General features: G+C 65.8%; 15 protein-coding genes, 1 tRNA gene and 1 other RNA gene. 10 read left to right on the top strand and 7 right to left on the bottom strand.

Annotated features, from left to right (window positions below; translation table 11 throughout):
* Nucleotides 1-128 precede the first annotated feature (128 nt).
* The gene (locus K3551_RS07985) at nucleotides 129-437 is read left to right on the top strand and encodes a hypothetical protein (protein ID WP_259919028.1); all 309 of its coding nucleotides are present in this window, start codon (nucleotides 129-131) and stop codon (nucleotides 435-437) included.
* On the opposite strand, the gene K3551_RS07980 is transcribed toward K3551_RS07985, so the two are convergent.
* Entirely contained in the window at nucleotides 438-2,219 is a 1,782-nt protein-coding gene (locus K3551_RS07980; protein ID WP_259919027.1) for an ABC transporter transmembrane domain-containing protein, read from the bottom strand. It lies immediately after the preceding gene.
* 137 nt (nucleotides 2,220-2,356) lie between these two features.
* Between K3551_RS07980 and K3551_RS07975 the strand changes: the two genes are divergently transcribed.
* A complete protein-coding gene (locus tag K3551_RS07975; RefSeq protein ID WP_259919025.1) occupies nucleotides 2,357-2,521 on the top strand; it encodes a hypothetical protein in 165 nt (54 codons plus the stop codon).
* 14 nt (nucleotides 2,522-2,535) lie between these two features.
* Here the strand turns inward: K3551_RS07975 and K3551_RS07970 are convergent.
* Nucleotides 2,536-2,609: transfer RNA gene (locus K3551_RS07970), tRNA-Gly, on the bottom strand.
* Between the two features lie 131 nt (nucleotides 2,610-2,740).
* Between K3551_RS07970 and K3551_RS07965 the strand changes: the two genes are divergently transcribed.
* From K3551_RS07965 to rpmG, 8 genes are all read left to right on the top strand, one after another.
* A complete protein-coding gene (locus K3551_RS07965) occupies nucleotides 2,741-3,733 on the top strand; it encodes a PAS domain-containing protein (protein WP_259919024.1) in 993 nt (330 codons plus the stop codon).
* A 67-nt stretch (nucleotides 3,734-3,800) separates the two neighbouring features.
* Entirely contained in the window at nucleotides 3,801-4,088 is a 288-nt protein-coding gene (gene gatC / locus K3551_RS07960) for an Asp-tRNA(Asn)/Glu-tRNA(Gln) amidotransferase subunit GatC (RefSeq protein WP_259919023.1), read from the top strand.
* Nucleotides 4,088-5,572: an Asp-tRNA(Asn)/Glu-tRNA(Gln) amidotransferase subunit GatA gene (gene gatA / locus K3551_RS07955; protein WP_259919022.1), complete on the top strand. Its 1,485-nt coding sequence runs from the start codon at nucleotides 4,088-4,090 to the stop codon at nucleotides 5,570-5,572. The genes gatC and gatA overlap by 1 nt, the downstream gene beginning before the upstream one ends.
* 53 nt (nucleotides 5,573-5,625) lie before the next feature.
* A complete protein-coding gene (locus K3551_RS07950; protein ID WP_259919021.1) occupies nucleotides 5,626-6,450 on the top strand; it encodes a hypothetical protein in 825 nt (274 codons plus the stop codon).
* A gap of 7 nt (nucleotides 6,451-6,457) precedes the next feature.
* On the top strand, nucleotides 6,458-7,144 hold the full coding sequence (locus K3551_RS07945) for an N-acetylmuramoyl-L-alanine amidase (RefSeq protein ID WP_259919020.1): 687 nt from the start codon (nucleotides 6,458-6,460) through the stop codon (nucleotides 7,142-7,144).
* 9 nt (nucleotides 7,145-7,153) lie between these two features.
* Nucleotides 7,154-7,530, top strand: an RNA gene (gene rnpB, locus K3551_RS07940) — RNase P RNA component class A.
* Nucleotides 7,531-7,652: 122 nt separating this feature from the next.
* The gene (locus tag K3551_RS07935; RefSeq protein WP_259919018.1) at nucleotides 7,653-8,036 is read left to right on the top strand and encodes a hypothetical protein; all 384 of its coding nucleotides are present in this window, start codon (nucleotides 7,653-7,655) and stop codon (nucleotides 8,034-8,036) included.
* Nucleotides 8,037-8,141: 105 nt separating this feature from the next.
* Nucleotides 8,142-8,309, top strand: a complete 168-nt coding sequence (gene rpmG / locus K3551_RS07930; protein ID WP_055661766.1) for a 50S ribosomal protein L33 — start codon at nucleotides 8,142-8,144, stop codon at nucleotides 8,307-8,309.
* Nucleotides 8,310-8,387: 78 nt separating this feature from the next.
* On the opposite strand, the gene K3551_RS07925 is transcribed toward rpmG, so the two are convergent.
* The 5 genes from K3551_RS07925 to K3551_RS07905 form a co-directional block, all read right to left on the bottom strand.
* Nucleotides 8,388-8,663, bottom strand: a complete 276-nt coding sequence (locus K3551_RS07925; RefSeq protein WP_259919015.1) for a hypothetical protein — start codon at nucleotides 8,661-8,663, stop codon at nucleotides 8,388-8,390.
* Between the two features lie 44 nt (nucleotides 8,664-8,707).
* A complete protein-coding gene (locus tag K3551_RS07920) occupies nucleotides 8,708-9,874 on the bottom strand; it encodes a DUF1501 domain-containing protein (RefSeq protein WP_259919013.1) in 1,167 nt (388 codons plus the stop codon).
* 4 nt (nucleotides 9,875-9,878) lie between these two features.
* The gene (locus K3551_RS07915; protein ID WP_259919012.1) at nucleotides 9,879-11,237 is read right to left on the bottom strand and encodes a DUF1800 family protein; all 1,359 of its coding nucleotides are present in this window, start codon (nucleotides 11,235-11,237) and stop codon (nucleotides 9,879-9,881) included.
* Between the two features lie 224 nt (nucleotides 11,238-11,461).
* A complete protein-coding gene (aspS, locus tag K3551_RS07910) occupies nucleotides 11,462-13,234 on the bottom strand; it encodes an aspartate--tRNA ligase (protein WP_259919010.1) in 1,773 nt (590 codons plus the stop codon).
* 239 nt (nucleotides 13,235-13,473) lie between these two features.
* Nucleotides 13,474-14,154 (bottom strand): HAD family phosphatase, encoded by a 681-nt coding sequence (locus K3551_RS07905; RefSeq protein ID WP_259919009.1) that lies wholly within the window; start codon nucleotides 14,152-14,154, stop codon nucleotides 13,474-13,476.
* Nucleotides 14,155-14,169: the final 15 nt, after the last annotated feature.

Here is a 14,169-nt window from a genome sequence, read left to right as displayed (position 1 = left end):
ATGGTACACCGCCCCGAGGGAACACAAGTGCGACGCAGCGGCGTTTCCTCATACTTCTTTTCAGTAGTTAATTTGATCCTAACCCATTCCCAGCAATCCTCGGGCCGAAAAACGAGACAGGACAGGCCATGCGCCGTATGAACCCGATTTTACTGCTGCTAGCGATCTTTGCCCTTGGTCTTCCCGCAACGGCGCAGTCGGTCACGATAGAACGCGACGCGATGATCGCCGATACGCGTGACATGCCGCGTCAAAACATGCTGCGATTGATAGACCCCGGGGTCGGCATGATCCGCGCGATGGGATGGCGTTGCGACAGTATCTCTGCGGCCAGACCGTTCCTGATGTCCCGTGGCTTCACGATCGTCTGCAACAACTTCAGATACACTTACGAGTTCGAGGATCGCGGTGGAAACTGGACCGTCTCGTTGGGGTGACTATTCCGCCGCCAGTCCATCGGTGAACTGCAACCGCGCCAATCGCGCATAAAGACCGCCCTGGGCCACAAGTTCGTCATGCGTCCCCTGCGCCACGATGCCCCCGTCCTGCATCACGACGATGCGATCCGCCTGTTTCACGGTCGCCAGGCGGTGCGCCACGATGATGGTGGTCCGCCCCTCGGCCATGCGGGCCACGGCATCCTGCACCAGTCGTTCGCTTTCCGCATCCAGCGCGCTGGTCGCTTCGTCCAGCAGCAGGATCGGAGCGTCGCGCAAGATGGCACGGGCAATGGCGATACGCTGTTTCTGCCCGCCCGACAGCATCACGCCGCGTTCACCGACATAGGTGTCGTAGCCTTCGGGAAGGGCTGCCAGGAAATCATGTGCGGCGGCGGCACGGGCCGCGGCCTCTACCTCGGCGTCGCTGGCACCGGGGTTGCCAAACCGGATATTGTCGCGCGCCGAGGCCGCGAAGATCACCGGATCCTGCGGCACCAGCGCCATGCGCGCGCGGAACGCGTCGCGGTCCAGGTCACGCAGATCGGTGCCGCCCAGGGTGATCCGACCCTCGTCAGGGTCATAGAACCGCTGCAACATCTGGATCATGGTCGATTTACCCGCGCCCGAAGGACCGACCAGGGCCACCGTCTCGCCCGGTGTCACATGCAAGGTAACGCCCTTGAGCGCCGCGACCGTGGGCCGCGCCGGATAGCGGAAGGTGACGTCTTCGAAGGCAATCGCCTCTCCGTCCGGAAGGGGGGCGGCCTGGGCCGGGTCCTTGACGTCGTCCTCGACCTCCAACAACTCGACCAGGCGTTCGGTCGCGCCGGCCGCGCGCTGCAACTCGCCCCAGATCTCGGACAGGGCGGCAACGGCACCGGCCACGAGGATGGCATAGATCAGGAACTGGATCAGCTCGCCGATGGACATGACCTCGGCGCGCACGTCCCGCGCCCCGATCCACAGAACGCCGACGATGCCCGCAAACACCAGCGAGATGACGATCACCGTCATGATCGCCCGCACCTGAATGCGCGTGCGGGCGGACAGAAAGCTTTTCTCGGTGACATCCGCGAAACGACCCGCCGCTTCGCCCTCGAATGTATAGGCCTGCACGGTCTGCGCGCTGAGCAACCATTCGGAGGCGCGGCCCGAGGATTCCGCGATCCAATCCTGGTTTTCGCGGCTCAGCTTGCGCAGCTTGCGTCCCAGCAGGATGATCGGGACGATCACGGCGGGCACGATCAACAGGACCAGGCCCGACAGCTTGGGCGCGGTCCAGATCATCAGGCCCATGCCGCCGATCAGCACCAGGATATTGCGCAGCGCGATCGAGACCGAGGACCCGATCACCGACAGCAGCAACGTCGTGTCGGTGGTGATCCGGCTGAGAACCTCACCCGTGAGAATGCCGTCGTAGAAATTCGGAGACATGCGGATCATGCGGTCGAACACCGCCTTGCGGATGTCTGCGACGACCCGTTCGCCCAGGCGCGTCACAAAGTAATAGCGCAGCCCCGTCCCCACGGCGAGCAGCGCGGCAATGGCCAGAGCCGCGCCGAAATACTGATCCAGCAATTCCGATGTGCCCGTCTGGAACCCATCGACAACCCGGCGCACGGCCAGAGGCAGGACCAACGACACGAAGGACGTTGTGACCAGCGCAGCCAAAGCGGCCAGGACCATCTTGATGTGCGGGCGGAAGAACGGGGTCAGGGACCGCAAGCTTCCGATCCGTTTCGACCCTTCGCGGTCGGCCTCTTTGGCGATCTCGGCCATGGTCTTCTCCGTCTTCGACGTCTTTGGGGGTAACGAGGCCTGCACCGGGGTGCAAGCTGGCAGGACGCCGCCCCCGGACTTGACCCCGGCGGGGCGACCGCGCGACGTTGTCTGCGGAACGGACACGGAGCGCCGCCATGATCGACCTCGTCCCGCTGATTTTCTACGGCATCGTCTGCACGGTGCTGGCCGCGACGATTCCACAACGGCTGAAACTATGGATGCGGTCGGCCATCGGGGCCGTCGTCGGCATCGCCGCAGCCTTCGCCCTCCCGATTCTGAGGGGGCTGCTGGGCGTTTGACGTCACGGAAGATCTGGAGCGGGCGGCGGGAATCGAACCCGCGTCATTAGCTTGGAAGGCTAAGGTCTTACCACTACACAACGCCCGCGCTCGGCCCCCGAGATACGCCCGACCGGGGGCGGAACGCAAGAGCAGATGCACCGTCAACTTGCCCAGCGTCGGCAAACTTGCCATGCTTTGCGCGAGTGGACCTGCAACCGCTCGTTACTGGACGACGTGATGCCGAATTCATTCCAACCTGCCCAGGTGGCAATGCTCGGAGAGCTGACGCTTGACGGGCTGATGTCGCAAGTGCGGGTGCCATTGTGCCTGACCGACCCGAAAGCCCCCGACAATCCCATTGTCTACGTGAACAAGGCGTTTCTGGATCTGACGGGCTACGCCCCCGACGAGGTCCTGGGCCGCAATTGCCGGTTCCTTCAGGGCCCCGGCACCACCGAGGAAAGCCTGCAAGAGGTGCGCGCCGCCGTGCGCGACCAGAAGCAGGCCGTGGTGGAAATCGTCAACTATCGCAAGAACGGCGAGCGTTTCATCAACGCCCTGCAACTGGGCCCAATTCAAAACGCGGCGGGTGAAACGGTGCTGTTGTTCGGCTCTCAGCTGGACATCACCGTCAAGCGCGAGGCAGAGCGTCTGGCCGCTCTTCTGGACGTGGAGGAACAGATCCACCGTCTGCGCAACATCGTCAACGTCATGTCCGGCGTCATCCGCATGACCGCGCGCGAAGCCGAGGACGTGGCCAGCTTTTCCAAGCAACTGTCCGAAAGGCTCCATGTTCTGGGCGAGGCGCATTTCAACACGTTCCGGTCCAACGACCAGTCGACCGATTCCATGAGCAATGTGTTGCGCACGATCCTGACGGCCTATGCGCCACTGGGCGCGTCCCAGTTCACCATCGCCGGCGACGATTTCCGCGTCGGGCGGGCGCAGATCACACCGCTGACGCTGACGCTGCACGAACTGGCGACCAATTCCGTCAAACATGGCGCGCTGGGTGCCGAGACCGGGCATGTGACCGTGGCCGCGCAAGCCATGAACCAGGGCACGTCCCTGCGCCTGCATTGGCAGGAGGAGGGCGGCCCCAAGGTCGCCGTGCCCACCCGCGCGGGCGGATCGCGGATCATCCGGTCCCTGCTGGCCGCGATCGGCGGCGATCTGACGCTGGATTGGCGCGAAGGTGGCCTTCAGGCCGAGATCACGATGTCGCTCTGAGCGAGCGATATTGAACACCGGGCGCACCGGGGATAGACCGCCCCGGACCGAAACCCCCGGAGGCCCCATGTCCATCGACAAGGAAACCGCGCGCAAGGTGGCGAAGCTCGCCCGGATCGCCGTGCCCGACGACCGGCTGGAGCCGCTCGCCCAGGAATTCAACGCTATTCTGGGCTTCATCGAGCAATTGCAGGAAGTCGACGTCGAGGGCGTCGAGCCCATGGTCTCGGTGACGCCGCAGCGGCTGAAGCGGCGCGAAGATATCGTGACCGATGGCAGCAAGCCCAAGGCCGTTCTGGCCAATGCCCCCGATGCCCGCGAAGGGTTCTTTGCCGTGCCGAAGGTGGTGGAATAATGTCCCTGACCGATTTGACCATCGCCCAGGCCCGCGACATGCTGCGCGCCGGTGAGACAACGGCCCTGGCCCTGACCGAGGCGCATCTGGACGCCGTGGACGGGGCGGGCGCGCTCAACGCCTTTGTGCACCACACGCCGGACATCGCGCGCGCTCAGGCGCGTGCCGCGGACGCGCGCATCCAGCGCGGCGACGCGCCCGACATGTGCGGCATCCCGATCGGGGTGAAAGACCTGTTCTGCACCAAGGGTGTCGCGTCCCAGGCCGGATCCGCGATCCTCGACGGCTTCAAGCCGGAGTATGAGAGCACGATCACCGACAAGCTGTTCACCTCGGGCGCGGTCATGTTGGGCAAGCTCAACATGGACGAATTCGCCATGGGGTCCTCGAACGAGACGTCGACCTACGGCAATGCCGTGAACCCCTGGCGGGCGGGCAATTCCGACGCCAACCTGACGCCCGGTGGATCATCGGGCGGGTCCGCCGCCGCCGTGGCCGCGAACCTTTGCCTGGGCGCGCTCGGCACCGACACCGGTGGGTCGATCCGCCAGCCCGCCGCCTTTACCGGCATCACCGGGATCAAGCCGACCTACGGCCGTTGCTCCCGCTGGGGCGTCGTGGCCTTTGCGTCCTCGCTGGATCAGGCGGGACCGATGACGCGCACCGTGCGCGATGCCGCCATCTTCCTGCGCGCCATGTCGGGCCACGACCCGAAGGATAGCACCTCTGCCGACCTCCCCGTCCCCGACTTCGAGGCGATGTTGACCGGCGATATTCGCGGCAAGGTCATCGGCATTCCCAAGGAATACCGCATGGACGGTATGCCCGAAGAGATCGAGGCCCTTTGGCAGGACGGCATCGCCATGCTGCGCGACGCCGGGGCGGAAATTCGCGACATTTCTCTGCCCCACACGAAATACGCCCTGCCCGCCTATTACGTGATCGCGCCCGCCGAGGCCTCGTCGAACCTGGCGCGGTATGACGGCGTCCGATTTGGCCACCGTGCCAAGCTGTCCCAGGGCGACGGCATCACCGAGATGTACGAGAAAACCCGCGCCGAAGGCTTTGGCCCCGAGGTGCAGCGCCGGGTCATGGTCGGCACCTACGTCTTGTCCGCTGGATTCTACGATGCCTATTACAACCGCGCCCGCCGGGTGCGGACCCTGATCAAGCAGGACTTCGAAACGGTTTTCGCCGATGGCGTCGACGCCATCCTGACGCCCGCGACCCCATCGTCGGCGTTCGAACTGGGCGCGATGCAGGATGCCGACCCGATTCAAATGTACCTCAACGACGTGTTCACGGTGACGGTGAACCTGGCGGGCCTGCCCGGCATCGCGGTGCCCACGGGCCAGGACCGTCGCGGCCTGCCCATGGGTTTGCAGCTGATCGGGCGCCCCTGGGAAGAAGGCGCCCTGCTCGACGTGGCCTACACATTGGAGCAGCGTGCCGGTTTCGTGGCGCGCCCGGAGAAATGGTGGTAAGACCCATCGTCAAGGGCCCCTCAGAGGGCCCGCGACAACCCAGAGGCACCCTGATGCGCGCGACATCCCTGATCCTGTCCGTCCTTTCCGTTGCAGTGCTGGCCGCCTGTGAGCCGCCCGTGCCCGACAGCGGCGCGCGATCGGGGGCGGGCTTTGACACGCCCGATCAGTTCGCCCAGAGGCGCGCCGCCGAAGCCGCCCGCCAGGAAGCCTTGCGCGCCGAGGCCGAGCGCCGCCGGGAGGCGCAGCTGCGCCAGGCCGCCCCCACGCCGAGCCAGTCCATTCAGGCCCCCACCACCGAGGCAGAGGTCCTGGCCAGCCAGACCCGCGCCGCCTTGGGTCGGCCCGATCCGGTGACCCCCGATCCGGTGGACATCGGCGCCCCTGCCCCGCTGCCCACGGCGACGACCGCCACCGTGCTGCCCGGCGGCCCGGTTGCCCCCTTGGCCACCGGGGCCCCGGCGGCAGACCTGGATCGCGACAATCCCGGCCTCAGCCAAGAGCAGGACTTCAACGCGGTCGCGGCCGAACGCTCCATCCAGGACGATGCCGCGCGGGTCCGTGCTGCCCGCCAGCAGTTCGAGCTGGTCCAGCCGACCGAGTTGGAGCGTCCCGCCGACAATGGACCCAACATCATCACCTATGCGATCGAGCAGGCCCGCCCCCTGGGATCCGAAGGAAGCTTCCGCCGCAACCCATTGGCCAGCGCGCGCCGCAGTCAGATCAACTGCCAAGGCTACCGCAGCGACGACATCGCGCAAGAAGCGTTCTTGGAGGCCGGTGGTCCGGCCCGCGACCGGTTGAACCTGGACCCGGACGGCGACGGCAACGCCTGCCGCTGGGACCCGGGTCTCTACAAGAACCTCGTGCGCAACTGACGGCCCGGTGCGGACCGTCGCCTCACCGAATCATGGTCCCCGACGCAGCGGATACGATGCGCCGGACCTGATTGTCCTGCATTACACTGCCATGATGGGCGGGGCGGAACCTGCGATCAAGCGGCTCTGCGATCCGTCGACCGAGGTCTCTTGCCACTACATCATCGACGAAGGGGCAGAGGTCACTCAGCTGGTCCCTGACGCCTGCCGGGCCTGGCACGCGGGCGCGGGCCGCTGGGGCGAATGCGACGACGTGAATTCCCGGTCGCTTGGCATCGAGCTGTCGAACGACGGCTATTCCCCTTTTCCCGCCGACCAGATGGACGCGTTAGAGCGGCTGCTACGGGATCTGACGGCCCGCCATGACATCCCGCCGCAGAACATTATCGGCCATTCCGACTGTGCCCCCGGGCGCAAGATCGATCCGGGCGCGCGCTTCGATTGGCTGCGTCTGGCGCGCGGCGGCTTGTCCGTCTGGCCCAGGCAGGGCCCGGCTGCGCCCGACAGCGATGCCTTTCTGCGCGACGCCCAAATCGCCGGCTGGACCGCAGACGTGTCCCCGGACAGGGTGCTGACCGCCGTCCGGTTGCGTTTTCGGCCCTGGGCGTCGGGGCCGCTGGATGGGCGTGATTGCGCCATCGTGGCGGACCTGGCGCGACGGTTCCCCGTTGACCAGCCGCGGGTGACGGCCTAACCCCGCCGCGCGGGGGGCCGGACGGCCGCGGGGGGCAACCTTCGAGGAAAGTCGGGACTCCACAAAGCGACGGTGCCGGGTAACGCCCGGGCGGGGCAACCCGACGGACAGCGCCACAGAGAACAGACCGCCGCAGGCGTGCCTGCGGTAAGGGTGAAACGGTGGAGTAAGAGCCCACCGGGGGGCTGGTAACAGTCCCCGCATGGCAAGCCCCACCGGGAGCAACGCCGAATAGGGACCCACCGCGTCGCAAGACGCTCCGGCGCTTTGCCGCAGGGGTCCGGGTTGGCAGCTAGAGGCCGCGAAGCGATTCGTGGTTCAGAGGAATGGTCGTCGAACCGGAGAAATCCGGGGAACAGAATCCCGCTTACAGGCCCCCCGCACCCCGCCAGATCCACAGTAATCGGCAGAATCGCCGCTTTTTTCAGCATTTTCCGGGCAAGACGCTTGCCATACGGCGACCAGGGGTCATGCTTTCCCATGGGGAAATGAATTGGAAGTCTGACCGTTGAAACTGCACGCAGACGATAAGCCATGCTCAAACGCGAAACTCTCGCCAGAGGCGGTTGAGGACGTCGCGCGCGCCAAGGCGCGTATGGCGCTGCTGTCCAGAGACGGGCGGATTGCGACCCTCAGCCGGGGTTTGAGCAAGGATCTGGGCTTCGACCGGCCCGGCGATCTGTCGGGTTTGCAGATTTCCAGCCTTTGGCATCATGACGACCGGGCCGCCGTAGCCCGTGCCCTCGCCTCCGCGCGGCGCGGGGATACCGGGCAGGCCCCCGTTGACCTGAGTTACGTGCACGGCGAGCCGATCCAGGCAGAGGTCACCTTTGCCCCCGGAACCGCGCAGGGCAGCATCGTCATGCGTCTAGATTGGACCAATCCCGATTGATCTGCCCACTGCGCTTGACAGTGGGCGCGGGTCGGATAGAAGGCAGCCTCCGGATAGATGGGGCTGGGCGCGTATTGTCCCCCCACCCGACGCAGGAGACACCCGATGGCGAAGCCCACCACGATTAAGATCCGGCTGAATTCCTCCGCCGGAACCGGCCACTTCTACGTGACCAAAAAGAATGCCCGCACCATGACCGAAAAGATGGTCGTGCGGAAATTCGACCCGGTCGCGCGCAAGCACGTCGAATACAAGGAAGGCAAGATCAAGTAAGCACCCGCTTACGAGATTGCCAACCAGCCGAGGCCGCGCGGGAAACCGACGCGGCTTTTGCTTGTCCGGCCCCCAGGCCTAGCGCGGCGGGCCGTCATAGCGTTCCGACATCAGCCGCGCCTGTGGGCAGGCGGCGAGGAACATCAGCGCGTCATGCACCGTGTAAAGGTGCAGGTGATGCGCCTTTTGCGACGACCAGAGGCGGGCCGGCGTGACCCCGTAATTGCCCGTCCCCGCCGTCCGGGTCAGAGCGCGATTGACCAACATGTTCTGTTCCGGCGCAACAGCCAGGGTCAGGCGCACCGGAAAGGCGCGGTCGATGATATCGAACCGATGCGGGCGTTTGTAGCTCATGCCCCGGAACAAGACATGAACACCGAGGGCAGGCAAGCCTTCCGTCAGGCCAGCAATCCGGGATCGCGCCCCATATCCAAGCCCGGAAAGACAACGGTGCCCAAGGACCCGCGATCAACCCCGAACAACCCATGCAGGGCCCAGGCCGCATAGGCCCGCACGTCGCCTGTCGGCATCAGGTCGCGCCGGTCATAAAGCTGTGCCTCGGCCAGGCCTGGCCATTCGCCCCAGATCTGCCCACCCTTGAGCGCACCGCCCGCCAGAATCATCGTCCCGCCGGTGCCGTGATCCGTGCCGTTCGTCCCGTTCTGTGCCGCCGTGCGCCCGAACTCCGTCATCGCCAGCACGACCGTCTTGGCCCAGGCAGGTCCCAGATCGGTTCTGAGCCGCAGCACCCCGTCGCTGAGCCGTCCCAAGGCTGCGCTGATCTGCCTCGGCTGGTTGCGATGGCTGTCCCACCCGGCCAGCGACATGGCCGCGATCCGGGACTCCTGGCGCAACTGCTCGGCGGCGAAGGCGAACATCCGGTCGTTGGCATTGCGCGTATCAGATGCCTGAAGGCTTTCGGCAGACAACAGCAAAGCTTCCTCCGCTGTTTCCCGGAACAGGGCATCGTCGTGATAGACATGCAGCAACAGGTCGCGTGTTGCCTGCGCCAGGTCCAGCCGTGCCTCGGGTGTCCAGGCCGCATGGTTCGCGCGCCCCCGTAACAGCAGTATCTCGTCTCGCCCGACCGCCAGCGCCGTGCGCCCCGTCGCCCCCGGCAGCAGGGTCAGCAACCGGTTCAGCCAACCATCGCGGCGCACCGCATCCGGTACATCCCCCGCGGTCCCGGCCTCCAATATGTCCTGCCCGTCGAAATGGCTGCGCTTGTCGCGGTAGGGCGTGCTGACCGCCTGGGCAAAGCCAAGATCCCCCGCCGACCAAAGCGGGGCCAGCGGGGCAAGCGCGGGATGCATCGCGTGGAAACCGGTCAGATCGACCGCCCCGGCAGCGGGGCCGATGTCGAATCCGGGGCGCAGGCGGGTCAGATCGCGGTCGCCGTAGGGGTGCAGAACATCCAGACCATCCATACCCCCGCGCAGGATGATGACCACCAACCGGTGGTCCGTCGGCAGCGCTGCAAAGGCCACGGGCGTCACCAGCGGCGACGCGGCCAGCGAACAGGCCGCCGTGGCCAGAAACCGTCGACGATCAAACGGGAGGGTCATGGCGTCATCTCCTCTGGAATTCGGGCGAGGACAGAACCAGCCCGATCCCCGCGGCCCGGTCCTCTGCCGCGGTCGCCGCAAAGCGGGTGCGCGCACTGGCCAACGGCCCCAAGGCCGTGTCCACAAAATCACGCGGATCCGGCATCTCGGGCACCCAACCGGGCGCCTTCATCGCCCAGGCGATCCGTTCTGCCAGACCCTGAGGCGTGATCCAGGCCTCTGGGTCCTCGGGCCAGCCATCGGGCCCGGCCGGGCGCTGAAACGGCTGCCCCATCGCCGCCAGCGGGGACAATACCCTCTGCCGGACATCGCGACCGGCGAGCGACGTCAGCTCCGCCCCGATCCCCAGTGCGCGTGCCGTGGCCGCCATCAACTCCAACGGGCGACGCACGCGGGTCAGATCCGGTTGCCAGGCAGCGGGATGGTCGAGCATGGCATCATACACCCGCAGCAGATTACCGCCCGTTTCGCGCCAGCGATGGACCATCCGCGCGATCAGGTTGTCAGGCGGTGCGTCCGAAATGAAATGTACCGCAAGCTTGCGGCTGACATGCGCCGCCGTGGCAGGATGCAGGGCCAGATCCTCCAACGCACGGTACACATCCGACAACCGTGCCTGACGCCCGCCATACTCGGTGCCCAGCACCCGTTCCGCCCCCGGCTCCGCCGCGCGGGCGTCAAACCGCAACGCCCCGTCCCGGCTGACGGTCACCCCGGTCAGAAGCTCTGCGAATTCCCGGACGTCGACCTGCGAATAGCCCGCCTCGACCCCCAGGGTGTGCAGCTCCAGAACTTCGCGGGCGAGGTTTTCATTAAGACCCCTGCGTCCACCGGCACGGGCGGAATTCGGCCCGACCGATGATGACTGATCAAGATAGAGCAGCATCGCAGGATGTAGCACCGCATGCGTCAGCAGGTCCGAGAACGTCCCCGTCACATAGGGGCGAATCGCATCTTCCTGGTATCCGACGACCGACCGGCGCAGCAGCCCACCGCCATCCCGAACCGTAAAGTGGTTGGCCCAGAACCACGCGAGACGTTCCCGAAAGCCGTCCGCCGTGATTGAGGCGCGCACAAGCATCCGTGTCGCGTCTTCGTGGAATGCGCGTTGCAAAACCGTGGATTGATGACGCAGCCGACGGCGGTTTTCCTCGGACGGATCGCGTCTGCTACGGCTGTTGAACTGCATCCAACGCCGGGTCATGTCCAACTTGGCCGACCATCCTGGTTGAGGCACCCGGCGAACGACCAGATCCGCTGCTTGCAACTTGTGCATCATCTCATCGCGCCCCTCAGGCGGCGCGATGCGCGGCGACAGGCCGGTCCCGTAACGGACGGCAGCAAGGGTCGGGATCAGGCTCATGGCAGGCTCCGGTGGACCATCCTCATGATAGGTCGGCGAGCCCTGCGTGATAAGCCCCCTGAGGGACAGCGTCGCGACTTGGACACAGATCTGCACGTGGCGCTGACTGTCTTACCCGCCGCGTCTGCGGGCCTGGCGCGGCGCATTCAGGCACATGGCCACATGCGGCCGTGCAGCGTCTTGCGCGTACAGCGCCCCTGTCCGGGCGGACAGGGGCATCTGGCTCAGTCCTGTGGCATCTTCCGCAGGCCCAGCTCGGCCAACTGGCCTGGCATCGGCTCCGACGGGGCGTTCATCATCAGGTCTTCGGCCCGCTGGTTCATCGGGAACAGGATGACCTCACGGATATTCGCCTCTTCGGCCAGCAGCATGACGATCCGGTCGATGCCTGCCGCACAGCCGCCGTGGGGCGGGGCGCCATAGGTAAAGGCCTTGACCATGCCGCCGAACCGCTTCTCGACCTCGTCGTGGCCGTATCCGGCCAGCTCGAATGCCTTGAACATGATTTCGGGGCGGTGGTTCCGGATCGCGCCCGAAATCAGTTCATAGCCGTTGCAGGCCAGATCGTATTGATAGCCCAGCACGTCCAGCGGATCGCCGTCCAGCGCCGCCATCCCGCCCTGCGGCATGGAGAACGGGTTGTGGCTGAAGTCGATCTTGCCGTTGTCGTCGGCCTCGTACATCGGGAAATCGACGATCCAGGCAAAGGCAAAGCGGTCCTTGTCGGTCAGGCCCAGCTCCTCACCAATGACAGTCCGCGCGCGGCCCGCGACCGCCTCGAAGGCGGCGGGCTTGCCGCCCAGGAAGAACGCCGCGTCGCCCACGCCCAAGCCCAACTGCTGGCGGATCGCCTCGGTCCGCTCAGGCCCGATGTTCTTGGCCAGGGGGCCGGCGGCTTCCATGCCCTGCCCCTGATCGCGCCAGAAGATATACCCCATCCCCGGCAGCCCTTCGCCCTGTGCGAATTTGTTCATGCGGTCACAGAACTTTCGGCTGCCGCCGGTGGGGGCCGGAATGGCGCGGATCTCGGTGCCGTCCTGCTCCAAAAGCTTGGCAAAGATCGCAAAGCCGGAGCCGGCGAAATGCTCGGACACGACCTGCATCTCGATCGGGTTGCGCAGGTCGGGCTTGTCGGTGCCGTACTTCAGCGCCGCATCTTTGTAGGAAATCAGCGGCCAGTCGGTGTCGACCGCCTTGCCGCCCCCGAACTCTTCGAACAGGCCCTGCACGACCGGCTGGATGGTGTCGAACACGTCCTGCTGCTCGACGAACGACATCTCCAGGTCCAGCTGGTAGAAATCGGTGGGCGAGCGGTCGGCGCGCGGGTCTTCGTCGCGGAAGCACGGCGCGATCTGGAAATATTTGTCAAAGCCGGACACCATCAGCAGCTGCTTGAACTGCTGCGGTGCCTGCGGCAGGGCATAGACCTTACCGGGGTGCAGACGTGACGGCACGATGAAGTCGCGCGCACCTTCGGGGCTGCTGGCGGTGATGATCGGGGTCTGGAATTCGTTGAAGCCCTGGTCCCACATCCGGTTGCGGATCGACCGGACGACGTTGGACCGCAACAGCATGTTGCGTTGCATCACGTCACGGCGCAGATCGAGAAAGCGATACTTCAGCCGGGTTTCCTCAGGGTATTCCTGATCGCCGAACACCTGCAGCGGCAGTTCCTTGGCGCTGCCCAGTACCTCGATGTCGCGCACGAAGACCTCGATCTCACCGGTGGGGATCTTGGCGTTCACCAGCGCTGCATCGCGGGCCTTCACGGTGCCATCAATGCGAATGCACCATTCGGCGCGGACCTTTTCCACCTCGGCGAAGGCCGGGCTGTCGGGGTCGCAGATCAACTGCGTCATGCCGTAGTGGTCGCGCAGGTCGATGAACAGCACGCCACCGTGGTCGCGGATACGATGGACCCAGCCTGCCAGACGGACGGTTTCGCCGACATCTTCCTTGGTCAATCCGGCGCAAGTGTGGGTGCGATAGGCGTGCATGGCGGTTCCTCGGGCGGCTCGGCGAAAGGGAGAATTCGGGTCGCGTCGGTTGACCGTGGCGGGCGCGCGAAGTCAACCCCGCCGGGGGGCTGCGCCCATGAGGATACCGGGCGGACTGGTCCCGCCACCCGAGCGCGGGACGCCCAGCTGTGCCATTGCGGGCACTGTCGGGTGTCCTGCCCTTGCAATCGTGCTGCGCCGACCGCCTGACCGTCACATGCGCCCCGGCCGGGTGCCGATCACTCTGCCGCCAGGTTCATACCGACGCCCAACGCCTGGACGGACAGCCGATCCAGCACCTGGACCCCCTCGGGGAAGGCGCGCCCCTTTGCCGCGCGTCCCGGAACCGCGAGGACGTGCAATCCAGCCGACAGCGCGGCCCGCGCGCTTTCGGGCGTATCCTCGATAGCGATGGCACCGCCTGCCTGAACGCCAAGATCCCGCAGGGCCGCGCGGTAGATATCCGGTGCCGGTTTCACACGTTCGACCCTGGACCGGTTCCCGATCCAGTCGAAACTGTCACGTGACAGGGCGGGGGCCAGCCCCTGCAAAATCAGATCGACCTGACGTTCCGACGTTGTGGTGCAAAATCCCATGGGGATTGCGTGGGCGTGGCAGTGTCTGATCGTCTCCCTCACACCATCGCGGAGGGTGATACCCTCTTTCCGGACCAACAGGCGGAAGAAATCCTCTTTCGCGGCGTGGATGCGTTTTGCATCCACCCGGTCGCCCGCCGCCTCGGCGTAGCTGGCCACGCGATCGCGGCCACCGGGGGACCGCAACATGCGATAATAGATCGCCGGTTCCCAGATCCAGTCCAGGTCATGCATCGCAAAGGCCATATTGAACGCGCGGCGCTGAAGCTCGGACGTTTCGGCCAAGGTGCCGATGGCACCGAACAGAATCGCAGAAGGCAGCATGCTTCGTCTCTCCGT

Source organism: Jannaschia sp. M317, assembly GCF_025141175.1.
Taxonomy (GTDB): Bacteria; Pseudomonadota; Alphaproteobacteria; order Rhodobacterales; family Rhodobacteraceae; genus Jannaschia.
This window is presented reverse-complemented; position numbering and strand designations above follow the sequence as displayed.